The sequence below is a fragment of the Dickeya undicola genome (assembly GCF_000784735.1).
Lineage (GTDB): Bacteria > Pseudomonadota > Gammaproteobacteria > Enterobacterales > Enterobacteriaceae > Dickeya > Dickeya undicola.
In genome coordinates this window covers 46772-59983 of record NZ_JSYG01000026.1, presented here as the reverse complement: position 1 = coordinate 59983, position 13212 = coordinate 46772, and the positions used below count along the sequence as shown (strand labels likewise).

General features: G+C 57.4%; 13 protein-coding genes. 4 read left to right on the top strand and 9 right to left on the bottom strand.

Translation table 11 applies throughout. From position 1 onward, the window contains the following. The first annotated feature begins 101 nt into the window (after positions 1-101). From OB87_RS13185 to OB87_RS19930, 3 genes are all read left to right on the top strand, one after another. On the top strand, positions 102-650 hold the full coding sequence (locus OB87_RS13185; protein WP_033569880.1) for a GNAT family N-acetyltransferase: 549 nt from the start codon (positions 102-104) through the stop codon (positions 648-650). A 105-nt stretch (positions 651-755) separates the two neighbouring features. Further along, a complete protein-coding gene (locus tag OB87_RS13180; RefSeq protein ID WP_148042902.1) occupies positions 756-1292 on the top strand; it encodes a hypothetical protein in 537 nt (178 codons plus the stop codon). Beyond that, entirely contained in the window at positions 1267-1494 is a 228-nt protein-coding gene (locus tag OB87_RS19930; protein WP_072025475.1) for a hypothetical protein, read from the top strand. The genes OB87_RS13180 and OB87_RS19930 overlap by 26 nt, the downstream gene beginning before the upstream one ends. A gap of 87 nt (positions 1495-1581) precedes the next feature. Here OB87_RS19930 and tyrR read toward each other — a convergent pair whose 3' ends face one another. The 8 genes from tyrR to pspA all read right to left on the bottom strand — a co-directional run bounded on the left by tyrR (position 1582) and on the right by pspA (position 10698). Next, positions 1582-3147, bottom strand: a complete 1566-nt coding sequence (gene tyrR, locus OB87_RS13175; RefSeq protein WP_033569905.1) for a transcriptional regulator TyrR — start codon at positions 3145-3147, stop codon at positions 1582-1584. A 118-nt stretch (positions 3148-3265) separates the two neighbouring features. Continuing rightward, entirely contained in the window at positions 3266-4825 is a 1560-nt protein-coding gene (locus tag OB87_RS13170; protein ID WP_033569878.1) for a M20/M25/M40 family metallo-hydrolase, read from the bottom strand. Between the two features lie 246 nt (positions 4826-5071). Beyond that, positions 5072-6412: an MFS transporter gene (locus tag OB87_RS13165; RefSeq protein ID WP_235425280.1), complete on the bottom strand. Its 1341-nt coding sequence runs from the start codon at positions 6410-6412 to the stop codon at positions 5072-5074. A 342-nt stretch (positions 6413-6754) separates the two neighbouring features. Further along, entirely contained in the window at positions 6755-7813 is a 1059-nt protein-coding gene (locus tag OB87_RS13160; protein ID WP_033569876.1) for a TIGR01620 family protein, read from the bottom strand. After that, positions 7810-9225 carry a YcjX family GTP-binding protein gene (locus OB87_RS13155; RefSeq protein WP_033569875.1) on the bottom strand — a complete coding sequence of 472 codons (1416 nt, stop codon included), beginning with the start codon at positions 9223-9225 and terminating at the stop codon, positions 7810-7812. Before OB87_RS13155 ends, OB87_RS13160 begins: the two co-directional genes overlap by 4 nt. Before the next feature lie 154 nt (positions 9226-9379). After that, positions 9380-9739 carry an envelope stress response membrane protein PspC gene (pspC, locus tag OB87_RS13150; protein WP_033569874.1) on the bottom strand — a complete coding sequence of 120 codons (360 nt, stop codon included), beginning with the start codon at positions 9737-9739 and terminating at the stop codon, positions 9380-9382. After that, complete coding sequence (pspB, locus tag OB87_RS13145) at positions 9739-9969, bottom strand: envelope stress response membrane protein PspB (RefSeq protein WP_033569873.1); 231 nt, start codon at positions 9967-9969, stop codon at positions 9739-9741. Before pspB ends, pspC begins: the two co-directional genes overlap by 1 nt. Before the next feature lie 63 nt (positions 9970-10032). Further along, positions 10033-10698: a phage shock protein PspA gene (gene pspA / locus OB87_RS13140; RefSeq protein ID WP_033569872.1), complete on the bottom strand. Its 666-nt coding sequence runs from the start codon at positions 10696-10698 to the stop codon at positions 10033-10035. Between the two features lie 220 nt (positions 10699-10918). On the opposite strand from pspA, the gene pspF reads away from it, so the two are divergent. Beyond that, entirely contained in the window at positions 10919-11911 is a 993-nt protein-coding gene (gene pspF / locus OB87_RS13135; RefSeq protein WP_033569871.1) for a phage shock protein operon transcriptional activator, read from the top strand. Between the two features lie 67 nt (positions 11912-11978). Here pspF and zigA read toward each other — a convergent pair whose 3' ends face one another. After that, the gene (gene zigA, locus OB87_RS13130) at positions 11979-13169 is read right to left on the bottom strand and encodes a zinc metallochaperone GTPase ZigA (protein ID WP_033569870.1); all 1191 of its coding nucleotides are present in this window, start codon (positions 13167-13169) and stop codon (positions 11979-11981) included. Positions 13170-13212 lie beyond the last annotated feature (43 nt).

Sequence of the window (13212 nt, the reverse complement as noted above, 5' to 3'; positions counted from 1 at the left end):
CATTATTCAAGCGAGTCATCATGACAATAGCGTGAGGCGGAAAACTGTTGCATTATCATTTGTATCATCCTGTATCTGCCATTGTCGCTTTTGGAGGAGATATGTTTCCATTGCTGACCGATCGTTTGTGCCTGCGCCCGTTTGTCCCCGCCGATGCCGCGGCGTTGCTTGACGCCATACATGAGTCGCTGGAAACCGTCGGGCGCTGGCTACCCTGGTGCATGTCAAATTACGATCTGCCGATGGCACAGGACTGGATAGCCTGTTGCGAACAGCAACGCCACGAGGGCGAGGCGTTTGATCTGGCTATCTTCGACCGCACCGCCGGGCACCTGCTCGGCACCGTCGCCATCAACAACATCAGCAAGGCCTATCGTCTCGGTAATGTCGGCTACTGGGTACGCCAGTCGGCGCAGGGGCAAGGGTTGATTCCCGAAGCAGTACGGGAAATCGTGCCGTTCGGTTTCGGCACGCTGGGACTGACCCGGCTGGAAATTGTCGCGGCGGAAGAAAACCACGCCAGTCGCCGGGTGGCGGAAAAAGTGGGCGCGCATTTCGAAGGGTTGCTGCGCAACCGGATTATTATTCGCGACCAGCCGGTAACAGCGGCTTTATATTCGCTGATTCCGGGGGATGTGCTGGTTCATTGATAGCAGCCTGAGCACATTGATTAAGCTATCGCCATAAACGAGGAATTGTGTTCCATACCAGCATTTGCTTGAATGGGCGCTCGTTTTTCCATATATGGACTATCCGTGAATAACCCAATTCAATGGACTGAACCCTTCTCCGACCATTTCGGCAATGGGATGGTCTACAGACAATTTGCTGTGGGAAGTACACTATACGCTGTTGGTTTTGAGCAGATAACGACAATGGATGACCTTGTTCGGAAGGGAGTAAACATTCGAACCGCCCACCCCGCATTCTGCTTTCCCGCAAGTGGGGTATGGGGTGTTATTTTTGACGAAATTAACCCGAACGAGATGGCTTTCAAAGGATTCCAGCACGTGCAGCATCCAGGGCTTTCCAGTAGCCAGGTACTCTGGAACGTTGCAAGTATAATTTATGACCATTATACTGTTTGTAACGCAGGTGCTTACGTATTCTCAGCAGCAGAGGACCACCAGCATTTGCGTACAACCGACCTGACAGATATCTACTGCAAATTACTCGGCCTCAACGGAAAGCGGAAAAGTCGGTTGTTTAAAGAGGGATTTCCTGGATGGAATGCCTATTGTGATATACCAACAGGAGGAAGAGGTTATGTCGTCACAACGCAAAGTTATTAATCATTATTCTACCTCTGCCGAATGCCTCATCCTTGAAATGGGTGAGAGACTTCAAAAAGCTGCTGGTCAGGATCTGAAGAACAAGCTGGAATCAGGTGAAATTAAACTGGTTAACGGCAGATACATAGGCGAGAGTTTGAAAGTTAACCGCCCATCGACCTTGAAACTGAGATTGCGTAGAGCATATGTCTCTGTTCAATGAAAAAGGCCCATTCGTTGGGCCTTTCACTTTATAGTTTGCTTGTCAAATCTAAGTACACCATCCGCTTTTCTCTCCCTTTCATCAGAACTACTCGTCCTCATCCCCACCTTTTCGGCTACTCAGCCCATATTCCCGCAATTTATTGGCGATGGCGGTATGAGACACGCCGAGCCGTTTGGCCAGTTTACGGGTGCTGGGGTAGGTCTGATAAAGGCGGGTCAATACTGAGCGTTCAAACCGTTTGCTGATGTCATCCAGCGAGCCTTCCAGCAAATCGTCGTTGTGGACGATTTCCGGCTGGAAAGCAGGCAGGTCGATATCGCGCAGGCGCAGCTCGCCACCGTCCAGTTGCGCCAGTGCCCGATAGATGGTGTTTTTCAACTGACGCACGTTGCCCGGCCAGCCGTATTGAGGCAACAGGTTACGCACTTCCTGCGCGATATGTGGGCGCGCGATCCCCTGTTCATCGGCAAAACGGGCCACGAACAGCTCCACCAGCGGCATCACATCCGCCGGGCATTCGCGCAGCGGCGGTAATTGCAATGTCAGCACGTTCAGGCGGTAATAGAGATCTTCCCGAAACAGGCCGCGCTGCACCAGATCCTGCATGTTTTTCTGCGTGGCGCAGATCACGCGCACATCTACGTGCACCTCGTGCTCTTCGCCTACCCGGCGGAAGGTGCCGTCATTGAGAAAACGCAGCAGTTTGGTCTGCATCTGCGGCGACATTTCGCCCACTTCATCCAACAGCACCGAGCCGCCGTTAGCCTGCTCGAAAAAACCTTTCTTGCCTTCCAGCGCGTTGGGATAAGCGCCCGGCGCGTGGCCGTAAAGCTCGCTTTCCATCACGTCATCCGGCAGTGCAGCGCAGTTGAGCGCCAGAAACGGCTGCTTGCCGCGGCGGCTGCGCACATGACAGGCGCGGGCCAGCATGTCCTTGCCGGTGCCGGTTTCCCCCACCAGCAGCAAGGGTGCGTCCAGCATCGCCAGTTTGCGCGCCTGCTCCACCACCTGACGCATCCGCGGGCTGACCGCCACAATATGGTCGAATTCCCGCTCGTCGTTGACTGGCGTGTCCTGCAACTGGCGGCCCATGCGCACGGCCGATTTCAATGTCACCAGCGCCCCGGCGACGGTAGATTTGCCTTTATCGTCGTCCAGATGAACCGGCGTCACTTCCTGCAAAAAATCCTGCCCGCGGATCACCACACGGGCGGTTTCCGGCTGGCCGCCCTGCTCCTGCCAGCGGGAAAAGTGGTAATCGTTCAGCAACTGGCTGACGTTAAGGGTGCGGGCTTTTTCCTGCGTCAGCTCAAACAGACTAAGTGCAGCAGCGTTGATCAACTCCACTTTGCCTTTGAGATCGAACGACAACACCGGTTCCGGCATCGATTCCAGCAGCGCGTTCAGCGCCCGATGCTCCCGCTCAGACGGCATAAACGCCACGGTGCGCACATCGCTGACACCGGGAATACGGCGAATTTCCGTCATCAGTTCACGAAACGTATCAAAACCGAGGGTGGTAAAATTGAGGTAGATCCGGCCCATCGGATCAATTTCGATGCCGCGCAGGTCGATATGTCGCAGCACCAGCAGATCGAGCAGCTCACGAGTCAGACCAATCCGGTCTTCACAAAATACTTCCAGACGCATCAATAAAACCTTCTTCATCAGGTGCGGCAAGGACGAGAGCTGCATCATACCCTTTCACCGTCACCGGATGAAGTGGGGTGTCAGCAAAAGTTGACACCCCGGCAACCGAAAAGCGGTTTTATTTGGTTTTTTCCTCTTCCGGGAACGGTGTGGTCATCATCGACACCATGATGCGGATACCGTCGATGTAGTTGCCAATGCGCATATTTTCGTCGCTGCTGTAGGCGTTATTGTCCGCATTCACCAGCGACACCACGGCAAAGGCGCTTTTCAGCGCCGCCAGCGCCCCATTGATAGGCGGCGAGACGCCTAACATACGGTTCTTTTCCGGCTCGCCTTTCAGCGGTGCTTTTACACCAGCCTGCGCCCATTTCGCCAGTGGCGACGCCATCTGCGTGCGCACGGCAAACGAACTACCGGACGACGTCATCATGCTCATCGAAATCAGTTTGGGGTTGTGATTACGCTCCTGCAATGAGGGCGAGTCGGAACGCACGATATAAAAACCGTTGGCGGTGACATACCTTTTCAGCAGGTCATACAGGTAATCAGGCGAGGTTTCCGGCACTGTGCGAATGTTGATGCTGGCGGTCGCGGTCGACGGAATAGCGTAGATGGCTTTGCGGCCGGTATCACCCGCCCTCAGGCCGATGACGTCCAGCGACGGGTACTGCACCGCCTCCACCGGGTTGGGTGCCATTTTTTCCAGTTGGGTCACCCCGTAGCGGCTTTCGATGGTGCCCGGCTGTGGTGCCTGCGCGGCCAGCTGTTTGCGTTCGTCATCGGCGATTTTGACCCGATCATAGAACCCCGGCAAGGTCACCCGGCCATTGGCGTCTTTGATTCCTGCCAGTAAGCCCGCCAGCTGTTGCACCGGGTTGACGATCACGTTGCCAAACGCGCCGCTGTGGGCCGCCGGGTCGGGACCAAACACTGTCATGTCCACCTGTATCGACCCACGATAACCAAACGTGAGCACTGGCATGGCATTGGTGTTCACCGCGCCGTTAAAAATCACCACGCCGTCATTTTTCAGCCGGGCGGCGTTCTGATTAACCACTGCCGCCAGGTGCGGCGAACCGCGCTCCTCTTCCGAGTCGAGCAGCACCTTGATATTCACCGTGGTGGCGGTATTGGCGCTTTTCAGCGCATCAATCGCGGTCAGGAACAGGGAGATAACCCCTTTGCCGTCCGACGCCGAGCGCGCGAAGACGCGCCATTCCGGATCCAGCCCCGGCTGCATTAGCCGTTCGTTAGGTTGTGGCACCCAGATACCGCGTGAATCCTTGATTTTCAGCGTCGGTTTCCAGGGGTCGGTACTCCATTCGGACGCGCTGGCCGACTGACCATCAAAGTGCATCAGGAACAGCACGGTCGGCCGGTTGGGTTGCATCGGCCCCAGCTCGGCATACAGCATCGGGTGCGCGCCATTAGCCAGTTGCTGGGTGGTAAATCCCCGCTTCTGAAAAGCCTTGTCCAGCCAGTTAAGGTTGCGCTGAATATCCGCCGCGATGTCGGTGTCATTGCTGAGTGTCAAACCATCAAGGTATTCAGGAAAGCTGGCCTGAGCGAAGCGCTGGGCGTCAGTCGGCGTCATAATCCACTGCGCCTGAGCGGAACCTGCCGTCATCAGCGCACCGAGCGCGCCAGCCAACAGGAGTTTGTTGCCACGAAGCATCATAAGTATCCTTCCAGCCAGAGGAAAAAAAGAACATCCATCTTCTGGTTATCGGCAGTCTTGGTCATCGCCTGAGCGGCTAGGACACAATCCATACACCGGGTTATCCCTGTTTAAGTTTATCCCTACTTATTAGATAAGCATGGTTCGTGGCAGCGGAATGCGGGCTATATCAAAACCTTTGCTGTTTTTCGGCCGTCATCCGCTCATTTTATGGTTGCACAGGTTTGGCGCTCGTCCCCGCGATCAGATGTTTTCCAGCCGGACACCACGGGTCCGTGGGCCAAAGACGCCAACCGTCACCACCACGGTCAACATACTGATGATGATAAACGCCAGCACACCGCTGGTATCGTAATATTGCAGGATCAGCCCGATGACGATACTGCTCAGCGCCGTGGACAGGCGGCTGAAGGAGTAGCAGAACCCCACCCCGCGGGCGCGGATCGCCGTCGGGAAAATCTCGGTTTGATACGCGTGATAGCTGATGGTCAGCCAGGCGTTGGAATAGGTGATCAGAAAACCACAGACAATCAGCCACAGCGGTTGCGTCTGGAAAGCGAACAACGTGCCGCACACCACCGTCATCAGTGATGACAACACAATTTGCCACTTGTTTTCGAGTTTGCCTGCGTACCAACTGCACAGCAGCGACCCTAACGGATAGGCCAGTGTAATGAAAAAGGCGTACAGCAGGCTGTGCGTCACGGTTGCCCCCCGCCCCGCCAGCAGCGCTGGCAGCCAGTTACCAAAACCAAAGAACCCGATGGCCTGGAAAATATTCATGGTCATCAGCATCAGCGTGCGGCGGCGATAGCGTGCTGACCAAATATCACGAAACCGACCGCGTGACGGCAGCGTTATTCTCGTCTGCGGCATCAGCGCCTTACCCGGTGAGACGCCGCAACGGTGTTCCATCTCGACCATCACCTTTTCCGCTTCCCGGTAACGCCCGCGCGATGCCAGCCAACGCGCCGACTCCGTCAGGTTACGACGCAACAGCCACACCACCAGCGAGCACACCGCGCCGATGATCACCACATAACGCCAGCCGGATAGCCCCCAAAACGTCTGCGGCACCAGCCACCAGGACATCAGCGCCACCGTCGGCACCGACAGGAACTGCATGAAGAACGCCAGCGCAAACGCCTGACTACGCAGATGCGTCGGTGCCCATTCGGACAGGTAGGTATCGATAGTCACCAACTCGACCCCCAGCCCTATTCCCACCAGAAAGCGGCACAAGATGACCCACTCCGCGTGCGTCTGGAACGCCATCAACAGTGAGAACACGCCATACCACGCCAGCGCAAACATGAAAGCGGTACGCCGCCCGAGTCGATCCGCCTGCGGTGCTAGCAGGCTGGCACCGATAAACAGGCCAAAAAAGGTGGCGGATGCAAACGTAGCCTGGTCCGACACGCCGAGCAGCCCCTCTTTTCCGGTGTGGAAAATCTTCTCTCCCATCAACCCGGTGCTGATGTACGCCGTCTGAAACAGATCGTACAGTTCAAAGAAGCCACCCAGCGACAGCAGGATGATGAAACGCCACAGCCCCCATGATGAGGGTAAGGCATCAATACGCATCGCCAGCGTATGAAGAGGAAGCGGATGATTGACGGCGTAAACCGTTGGCGCGTTGCGCGCACTGAAAGTCGAGTCCATGGTATTGCCCCTGATTGATGGTCGGTCATCGTTGGTAAACGTTCTGGCAAACCATAGCGGCAATAATTATCATTTGTTATTATTAATGAATGGTATTATTTGCAGGATATTAAAGTGCAACGGGACGGTAATACCCTGCATCGGGGCTTTACGAATGTTATCCGGATGTTATCGCCATCGGCGGTGTGACGGCGCACGATGGGCGATACGGCTGGTTACATAACGCACAACCTGTGGAGGTGCTTTTATGCCACGCGCCGGGCATTACTCCCCGGACGACGATGACGGCGTTTTTACCCGAATTCGGCCAATCAGCTCACGCCGGAAATCCCCCAGCCGGGGTTTGTCATCCAGCCACGGTAACGGGCGACACAGCTCCATCGCACGAATACCCAGCCGTGCGGTCAGCAGACCGGCTCCCAGCCCTTGTGCCGCGCGTGCCGACAGCCGCGCCGCCAAATCCTGCGACATCCAATCCATACCGATTTCCCGCACCAGTTCGCTGGCACCGGCAAAGGCCACATTCAGCAGCACCAGCCGGAACAGGCGGATACGGCTAAAATAGCCCAGTTCGATGCCGTATAACCGCGCAATGCGATTGACCAGCCGCAGATTGCGCCAGGCGATAAACGCCATATCCACCAGCGCCAGTGGGCTGACGGCAATCATCAGCGCCGACTCGGCGGCAGAGCGGCTGATCTCACGGCGGGCACGGGCGTCCAGTACCGGTTGTACTAAATGCGCGTACAACGCGGTCACTTCACGATCGTTGTGGGTATCGTGCAGTGACGCTTGCCAGCGTTGCAGCGCCGGATGCCCGACATCCAATCCAGCCTGGCGGGCCACCCCCTCACAGAAAGCGCGAGCGCTGCCCGTACCGTGACTGTTGAGTAATTCCCGCGCCCGATCGCGCGTTTCCGCTCGCTGGCGCAACCGGTATAATCGGTGCCACTCGACCGCCAGCGACCCGACACCAGCACCCACAATCAGGGTGCCCGCCGCCACGCCGCCGAGCGCAATCCAGTCCTGACTCATCCAAGCCTGATACAGCGAACGCCCGCCTTGCGCCAGCGCGCTAAGGCCGAACAGTGCCACACCCAGACCCAGCATTTTCCGCCACAGGCTTCGGCGCGGGCGCAACGCGTCGCTGACCACCTGCTCGGCGCTCTCGCCGTCATCCGGCGCGTCGTCGTCAGCCGTTGTCGCCGGAATAAAACATTGCGCCTCGCCGTCGGCAAAGGCGACCGACGGCCGCAGCGGTGCATCAGCAGGCTCCACCGGTGCATTGTCAAAGGTGACGCGGGGTTTCAACGGTTCATTCATCGCAACTTGTCTCCCAGTAAAAACTCCATCACCGAATCCAGACGGATATGCGGCAACGGTGTGTCCGTTTGCATTTCCAACGGACGAAACGGTTCAAAGTGGAATCCCTGCTCGCGCCAGAAGGATGGGTCCGGCAGCCGCGACGGGACATCGCCGGGATACAGGGTAACCGGCTCGCCGTCCGCCAGCCGGTTGCCACGCAACGCCGACAACGACTGCCCCTGATGCGACACCACGCCGCTTTGCGTCGCCTGCACCGAGGCAATACCCGCACAGTCAATCTCTATCCCCTCAAACGCAGCATTACGCCAGGCTTCCTGCACCAGTTGCTGTAGCAACGACACCAGATTGGCGTGCTGATCGGCGGTGATATGGTCGGACTGGCTGGCGGCGAACATCAGCCGGTCGATACAGGGCGAAAACAGCCGACGCAATAATGTGCGCTTGCCGTAGTGAAAACTCTGCATCAATTGGGTCAGCGCCAGCCGCATATCGTTAAACGACTGTACGCCGTGGTTGAGCGGTTGCAGGCAATCCACCAGCACGATTTGCCGGTCGAAACGCACAAAGTGCTGGCGGTAGAATTCCCGCACCACATGCTGGCAGTAGTAGTCGAACCGCTGGCGTAACATGCTGATCAGCGTATTGTCACCCGCCTGCGCCAGTGCGGTGTCCAGCCGGTCGTCAGGCCACGGCCAGGGGAAGAACTGCAATACAGGCGCGCCAGCCAGATCGCCCGGCAACACAAAGCGCCCCGGCTGAATGAAGTGCAGACCTTCCTGTTTACAGCGCAGCAGGTAGTCGGTATACGCCTGAGCGATCGCCGCCAGCCGGTTCTCATCCGCCGGGGCCAGCGGGTCAAGCCCTTCGCACATCGCCAGCCAGGGTTGTGCCCAGTGGCGTCGGTCACCCTGCAACATCGCAGCCATCTGGCGCGACCAGTCGGCGTAACTCTGCTCCAGCAGCGGCAGATCCAACAGCCATTCGCCGGGATAATCGACGATTTCCAGATAAAGCGTGGCGGTATCGCGGAAGTGGCGCAACAGGCTGTCGTGGGAACGGTAACGCAGCGCCAGCCGAATTTCACTGACACCACGGGTTGGTGTCGGCCAGGCCGGTGGCACGCCGTACAGCGAGGCCATGCCTTCGTCATACGCAAAACGGGGAATGCCCAGATCCCGCTGTGGAATGCGCCTGGCACCCAGTAGCCGGTTTTCGCGTGCGACGGAAAACAGCGGGAGCCGTGCACCGTGCTGCGCATTGAGCAACTGATTGACCAATGATGTAATAAACGCTGTCTTGCCGCTGCGGCTCAGGCCGGTGACAGCCAGCCGCAAGTGGCGATCGGCGCTGCGATTGACCAGCGCGCTAAATTCGCTCTGCAACCGGTTGAAAGGAAGGGAATAAGCCATGACACTCCTGTTCATTGTCCTGCCCGACGATCACCGCATTATGGTACGGCCGCCGCAAAACGAAAAATGACAACATGAAAAACGACATGTACGGGATTCGATGGAAACCGAATCCCGCAGAAGCGATCAAGCCAGCCGTCGGCTGGCGCGGTGATTATAGCTGACGGAACTTGCTGCGCAGGCCATACGCATCCGATGTGATGTAGCGTTCAATGTTACGCAACCGCTGCTCGCTGGCGCTGAGGATCGCATCCGCCTGATCCAACAATGCATTCGGCGAGGCTTCGACATCGGCGGGCTGATACGCCTGCGGCGGAGCCGGGTCCAGCACGAAGCTGAGAATAATGTAGGCCACCACGGTAATCAGAAACAGACCGAAGAAAATCGACAACACCGCGATAAGGCGCACCAATTTGACCGGCACATCAAAATAACGCGCCAATCCGGCGCACACGCCTTTGATCATGCCCTCTTCCGGCAAACGATAAAGTTTTCGCTCAAAACGGGTGTTCATCAGGATTGCCTCCAGTTGGGATGCTCTGCATCCAGAATCTGTTCCAGCGCGTCAATTCGCTCGCGCATACGCTGTGCGTCTTGCGTTAACCGGGTCAGCCGCTGCTGTTCAGCCGGATCCCATTGCGGCGCGCGGTGGCGACGCTGGCTGTAGTGCAGCCACAGCCATAGCGGTGCCACAAACAGCAGAAACACCGTCAACGGAATCATTGTCATTACCAGAGCACCCATTTTTTCTCCTTAATTATTATGGTAATGCGGCAAGACTGCCGCCGCAGCGGCAGCCAGTGGCGGTTACTCCGCCGGTTTGACTTTGGCTTTCAGCGCCGCCAGTTGCGCGTCGATCTCGTCGCTGGCCTTCAGATCGGCAAATTGCTGATCCAGCGATTTCTGTTTGCCCAGCCCTACGCTTTCTGCTTCAGCTTCCAGCGTATCGATACGCCGTTCGAACTGTTCAAAGCGAGCCATTGCTTCATCCAGTTTACCGCTGTCGAGCTGGCGACGAATATCGCGGGACGAACTGGCAGCCTGATGGCGCAGCGTCAGCGCCTGCTGACGGGCACGGGTTTCGGTCAGCTTATTCTCCAGCTCGCCGATTTCCCGTTTCAGGCGCTCCAGCGTTTCGTCTACCGCCGCCGCTTCCTGTTCCAGCACCGTCACCAGTTCCGTCAGCTTCTGTTTTTCCACCAGCGCGGCACGCGCCAGTTCTTCACGCTCACGGCGCAGCGCCAGTTCCGCTTTTTCCTGCCACTCATCCTGCTGACCACGGGCCTGTTCAATGCGTCGAGCCAGCTGCTTCTTTTCCGCCAGCGCACGGGCGGAGGTGGAACGCACTTCAACCAGTGTATCTTCCATTTCCTGAATCATCAGCCGCACCAGCTTCTGCGGGTCTTCGGCCTTATCCAGCAAGGCATTGATATTGGCGTTCACGATGTCGGCAAAACGGGAAAAAATACCCATACTCTACTCCTCAGTAATTTCCGGCGTCTGCGACGCCCGGTTCGTTATCTCCATCAGCCGTTGCCTGATGACACACTGACATAATCAAATGCCGTGCCAACTTTTCATAACAAGATAACCAATTGATAAATAATACATTAACAACCAAGGTATACAGCGCACACTATCTTTGTTATGGTCAAATTAACCAACTAGTGGCGAAAAATACAAGGGCAAGGTCATGGCGCACGAGCAAGAGTCGTTACTGGGCGAAGCCAACAGTTTTCTGGAAGTGCTGGAACAGGTGTCGCAACTGGCGCAGCTCAATAAACCGGTACTGGTGATCGGCGAACGGGGCACCGGTAAAGAACTGATCGCCAGCCGTCTGCATTACCTGTCACCCCACTGGCAGGGGCCGTTCATTTCGCTCAACTGCGCGGCGTTGAACGAAAATCTGCTGGATTCCGAGCTGTTCGGCCATGAAGCCGGTGCCTTTACCGGCGCGCAAAAGCGACATCTGGGCCGTTTTGAACGTGCCGACGGCGGCACGCTATTTCTGGATGAACTGGCTACCGCACCGATGCTGGTGCAGGAAAAACTGTTGCGGGTTATCGAATACGGCGTGCTGGAGCGCGTGGGCGGCGGACAGTCGTTACAGGTGGACGTGCGGCTGGTATGCGCCACCAACGAAGACTTGCCCGCGCTGGCCGCACAGGGGAAATTCCGCGCCGATCTGCTGGACCGATTAGCGTTCGACGTGGTGCATCTGCCACCGCTGCGTCAGCGCCAGCAGGACATCATGTTGCTGGCGCAGCATTTCGCGGTACAGATGTGCCGCGAGCTGGGGCTACCGCTGTTTCCGGGGTTCAGCCCGCAAGCCGAGCGCACGCTGCTGGATTACGCCTGGCCGGGTAATATCCGCGAGCTGAAGAACGTGGTGGAGCGCTCGCTGTACCGACATGGTGACAACCGCGATCCGGTGGACAACATCATCCTCAACCCGTTCAAGCCGCTGGCCGCATTCACGCCCGAGAAGGCAACCACCGCCCCGGCGTCACTCCCCGCTCTGCCACTGGACCTGCGCGGCTGGCAGCATGATCAGGAACGGCAACTGGTGCAGCAGGCGCTGGCACAGGCTCGCTTTAACCAACGCAAGGCGGCCGAACTATTGGGGGTAACCTACCACCAGTTTCGCGGCCTGCTGAAAAAACATGAGATTGGTGTCAGCGATTAACCGGTGCCAGCAAAGCCCACGGATCGTGATAACCGTCCACCGTTTATAGTCCGGAGGACGGTTCGCCTTACCACGCCTCAAACGGGTCGTCGAACTCCAGCCAGTTGTCCACGCCGTCCAGCAATTCATTATCGGTTAGCAGGCAGCCATCCAACTGCGCGGTGATCCACGCCGGGTCCAGATGCTGGCCGATAAACACAATCTCCTGTCGCATATCGCCAAACGGCTCTTGCCATTTATCGTCAATCGCCGCACGCGTTTCTTCATCCTGCGGCCAGCGCTCCGGCGGAATCGCCTTCCAGAACATCCCCGCCAGCCCGTAGCGCAAAATGCCTCCGGCCTGATGCCAGGAACCAGCCTGAAACGGGCGGGTCGCCAGCCAGAAGAACCCTTTGGAACGCAGCAGACGACCCGGCCCCCATTCATCCTGACTCAGAAAGTCATAGAAACGCTGCGGATGAAACGGCCGCCGTGCCTGATATACAAAGTTGCCGATGCCGTAATGTTCGGTTTCCGGTGTATGGGTGCCGCGTAGTTCCTGCAACCAACCCGGTGCCGTGGCGGCGGTTTGCATATCGAAACGCCCGGTATTGAGCACCTCGTCCAGCGGCACCTGACCGTGCGCAATCGGCAGGATTCGTGCCGACGGGTTCAGCGTGTGCAGAATCGCTACCACTTCATCGCGCTGGCTATCGGTCATTTCATCGGTCTTGCTCACCAGCAACACATCGCAAAACTCAATCTGTTCGATCAACAGGTCGGTCACGCTGCGGATATCCTCCTCGCCGAGGCTCTGCCCCACCGATTGCAGGCTTTCCGCCGCCTGATACTGCGACAGGAAAGCCGCACCATCGACCACCGTGACCATGGTATCCAGCCGGGCAAAATCTGACAGGCACTGCCCCTGCTCGTCTTCAAAGGTAAACGTCTCCGCCACCGGTAGCGGTTCGGAAATACCGCTGGACTCGATCAGCAGATAATCGTAGCGGCCGGTGCGGGCCAGTTCGCGCACCGCCACCAGCAAATCTTCCCGCAAGGTGCAGCAAATGCAGCCGTTGCTCATCGACACCAGTTTTTCCTGGCGGTGATCGAGCGTCACTTCCTGGCTGACCAAATCGGCATCGATATTCACCTCGCTCATGTCATTGACGATCACCGCGACACGACGCCCCTGACGATTATTGAGAATATGGTTCAGCACCGTGGTCTTACCGGCACCAAGAAAGCCGGACAATACCGTGACGGGTAAAGGTTGCATACGCGTGCTCCTGCTCAGAAATGATTGATCTACGGCTCGAAAT

Excerpts from the sequence above, each read along its gene's own strand:
- OB87_RS13185 (WP_033569880.1), top strand. The coding sequence starts at position 102 with ATGTTTCCATTGCTGACCGATCGTTTGTGCCTGCGCCCGTTTGTCCCC.
- OB87_RS19930 (WP_072025475.1), top strand. The coding sequence starts at position 1,267 with ATGTCGTCACAACGCAAAGTTATTAATCATTATTCTACCTCTGCCGAA.
- tyrR (WP_033569905.1), bottom strand. The coding sequence starts at position 3,147 with ATGCGTCTGGAAGTATTTTGTGAAGACCGGATTGGTCTGACTCGTGAG.
- OB87_RS13170 (WP_033569878.1), bottom strand. The coding sequence starts at position 4,825 with ATGCTTCGTGGCAACAAACTCCTGTTGGCTGGCGCGCTCGGTGCGCTG.
- OB87_RS13165 (WP_235425280.1), bottom strand. The coding sequence starts at position 6,412 with ATGCGTATTGATGCCTTACCCTCATCATGGGGGCTGTGGCGTTTCATC.
- OB87_RS13160 (WP_033569876.1), bottom strand. The coding sequence starts at position 7,813 with ATGAATGAACCGTTGAAACCCCGCGTCACCTTTGACAATGCACCGGTG.
- OB87_RS13155 (WP_033569875.1), bottom strand. The coding sequence starts at position 9,225 with ATGGCTTATTCCCTTCCTTTCAACCGGTTGCAGAGCGAATTTAGCGCG.
- pspC (WP_033569874.1), bottom strand. The coding sequence starts at position 9,739 with ATGAACACCCGTTTTGAGCGAAAACTTTATCGTTTGCCGGAAGAGGGC.
- pspB (WP_033569873.1), bottom strand. The coding sequence starts at position 9,969 with ATGGGTGCTCTGGTAATGACAATGATTCCGTTGACGGTGTTTCTGCTG.
- pspA (WP_033569872.1), bottom strand. The coding sequence starts at position 10,698 with ATGGGTATTTTTTCCCGTTTTGCCGACATCGTGAACGCCAATATCAAT.
- pspF (WP_033569871.1), top strand. The coding sequence starts at position 10,919 with ATGGCGCACGAGCAAGAGTCGTTACTGGGCGAAGCCAACAGTTTTCTG.
- zigA (WP_033569870.1), bottom strand. The coding sequence starts at position 13,169 with ATGCAACCTTTACCCGTCACGGTATTGTCCGGCTTTCTTGGTGCCGGT.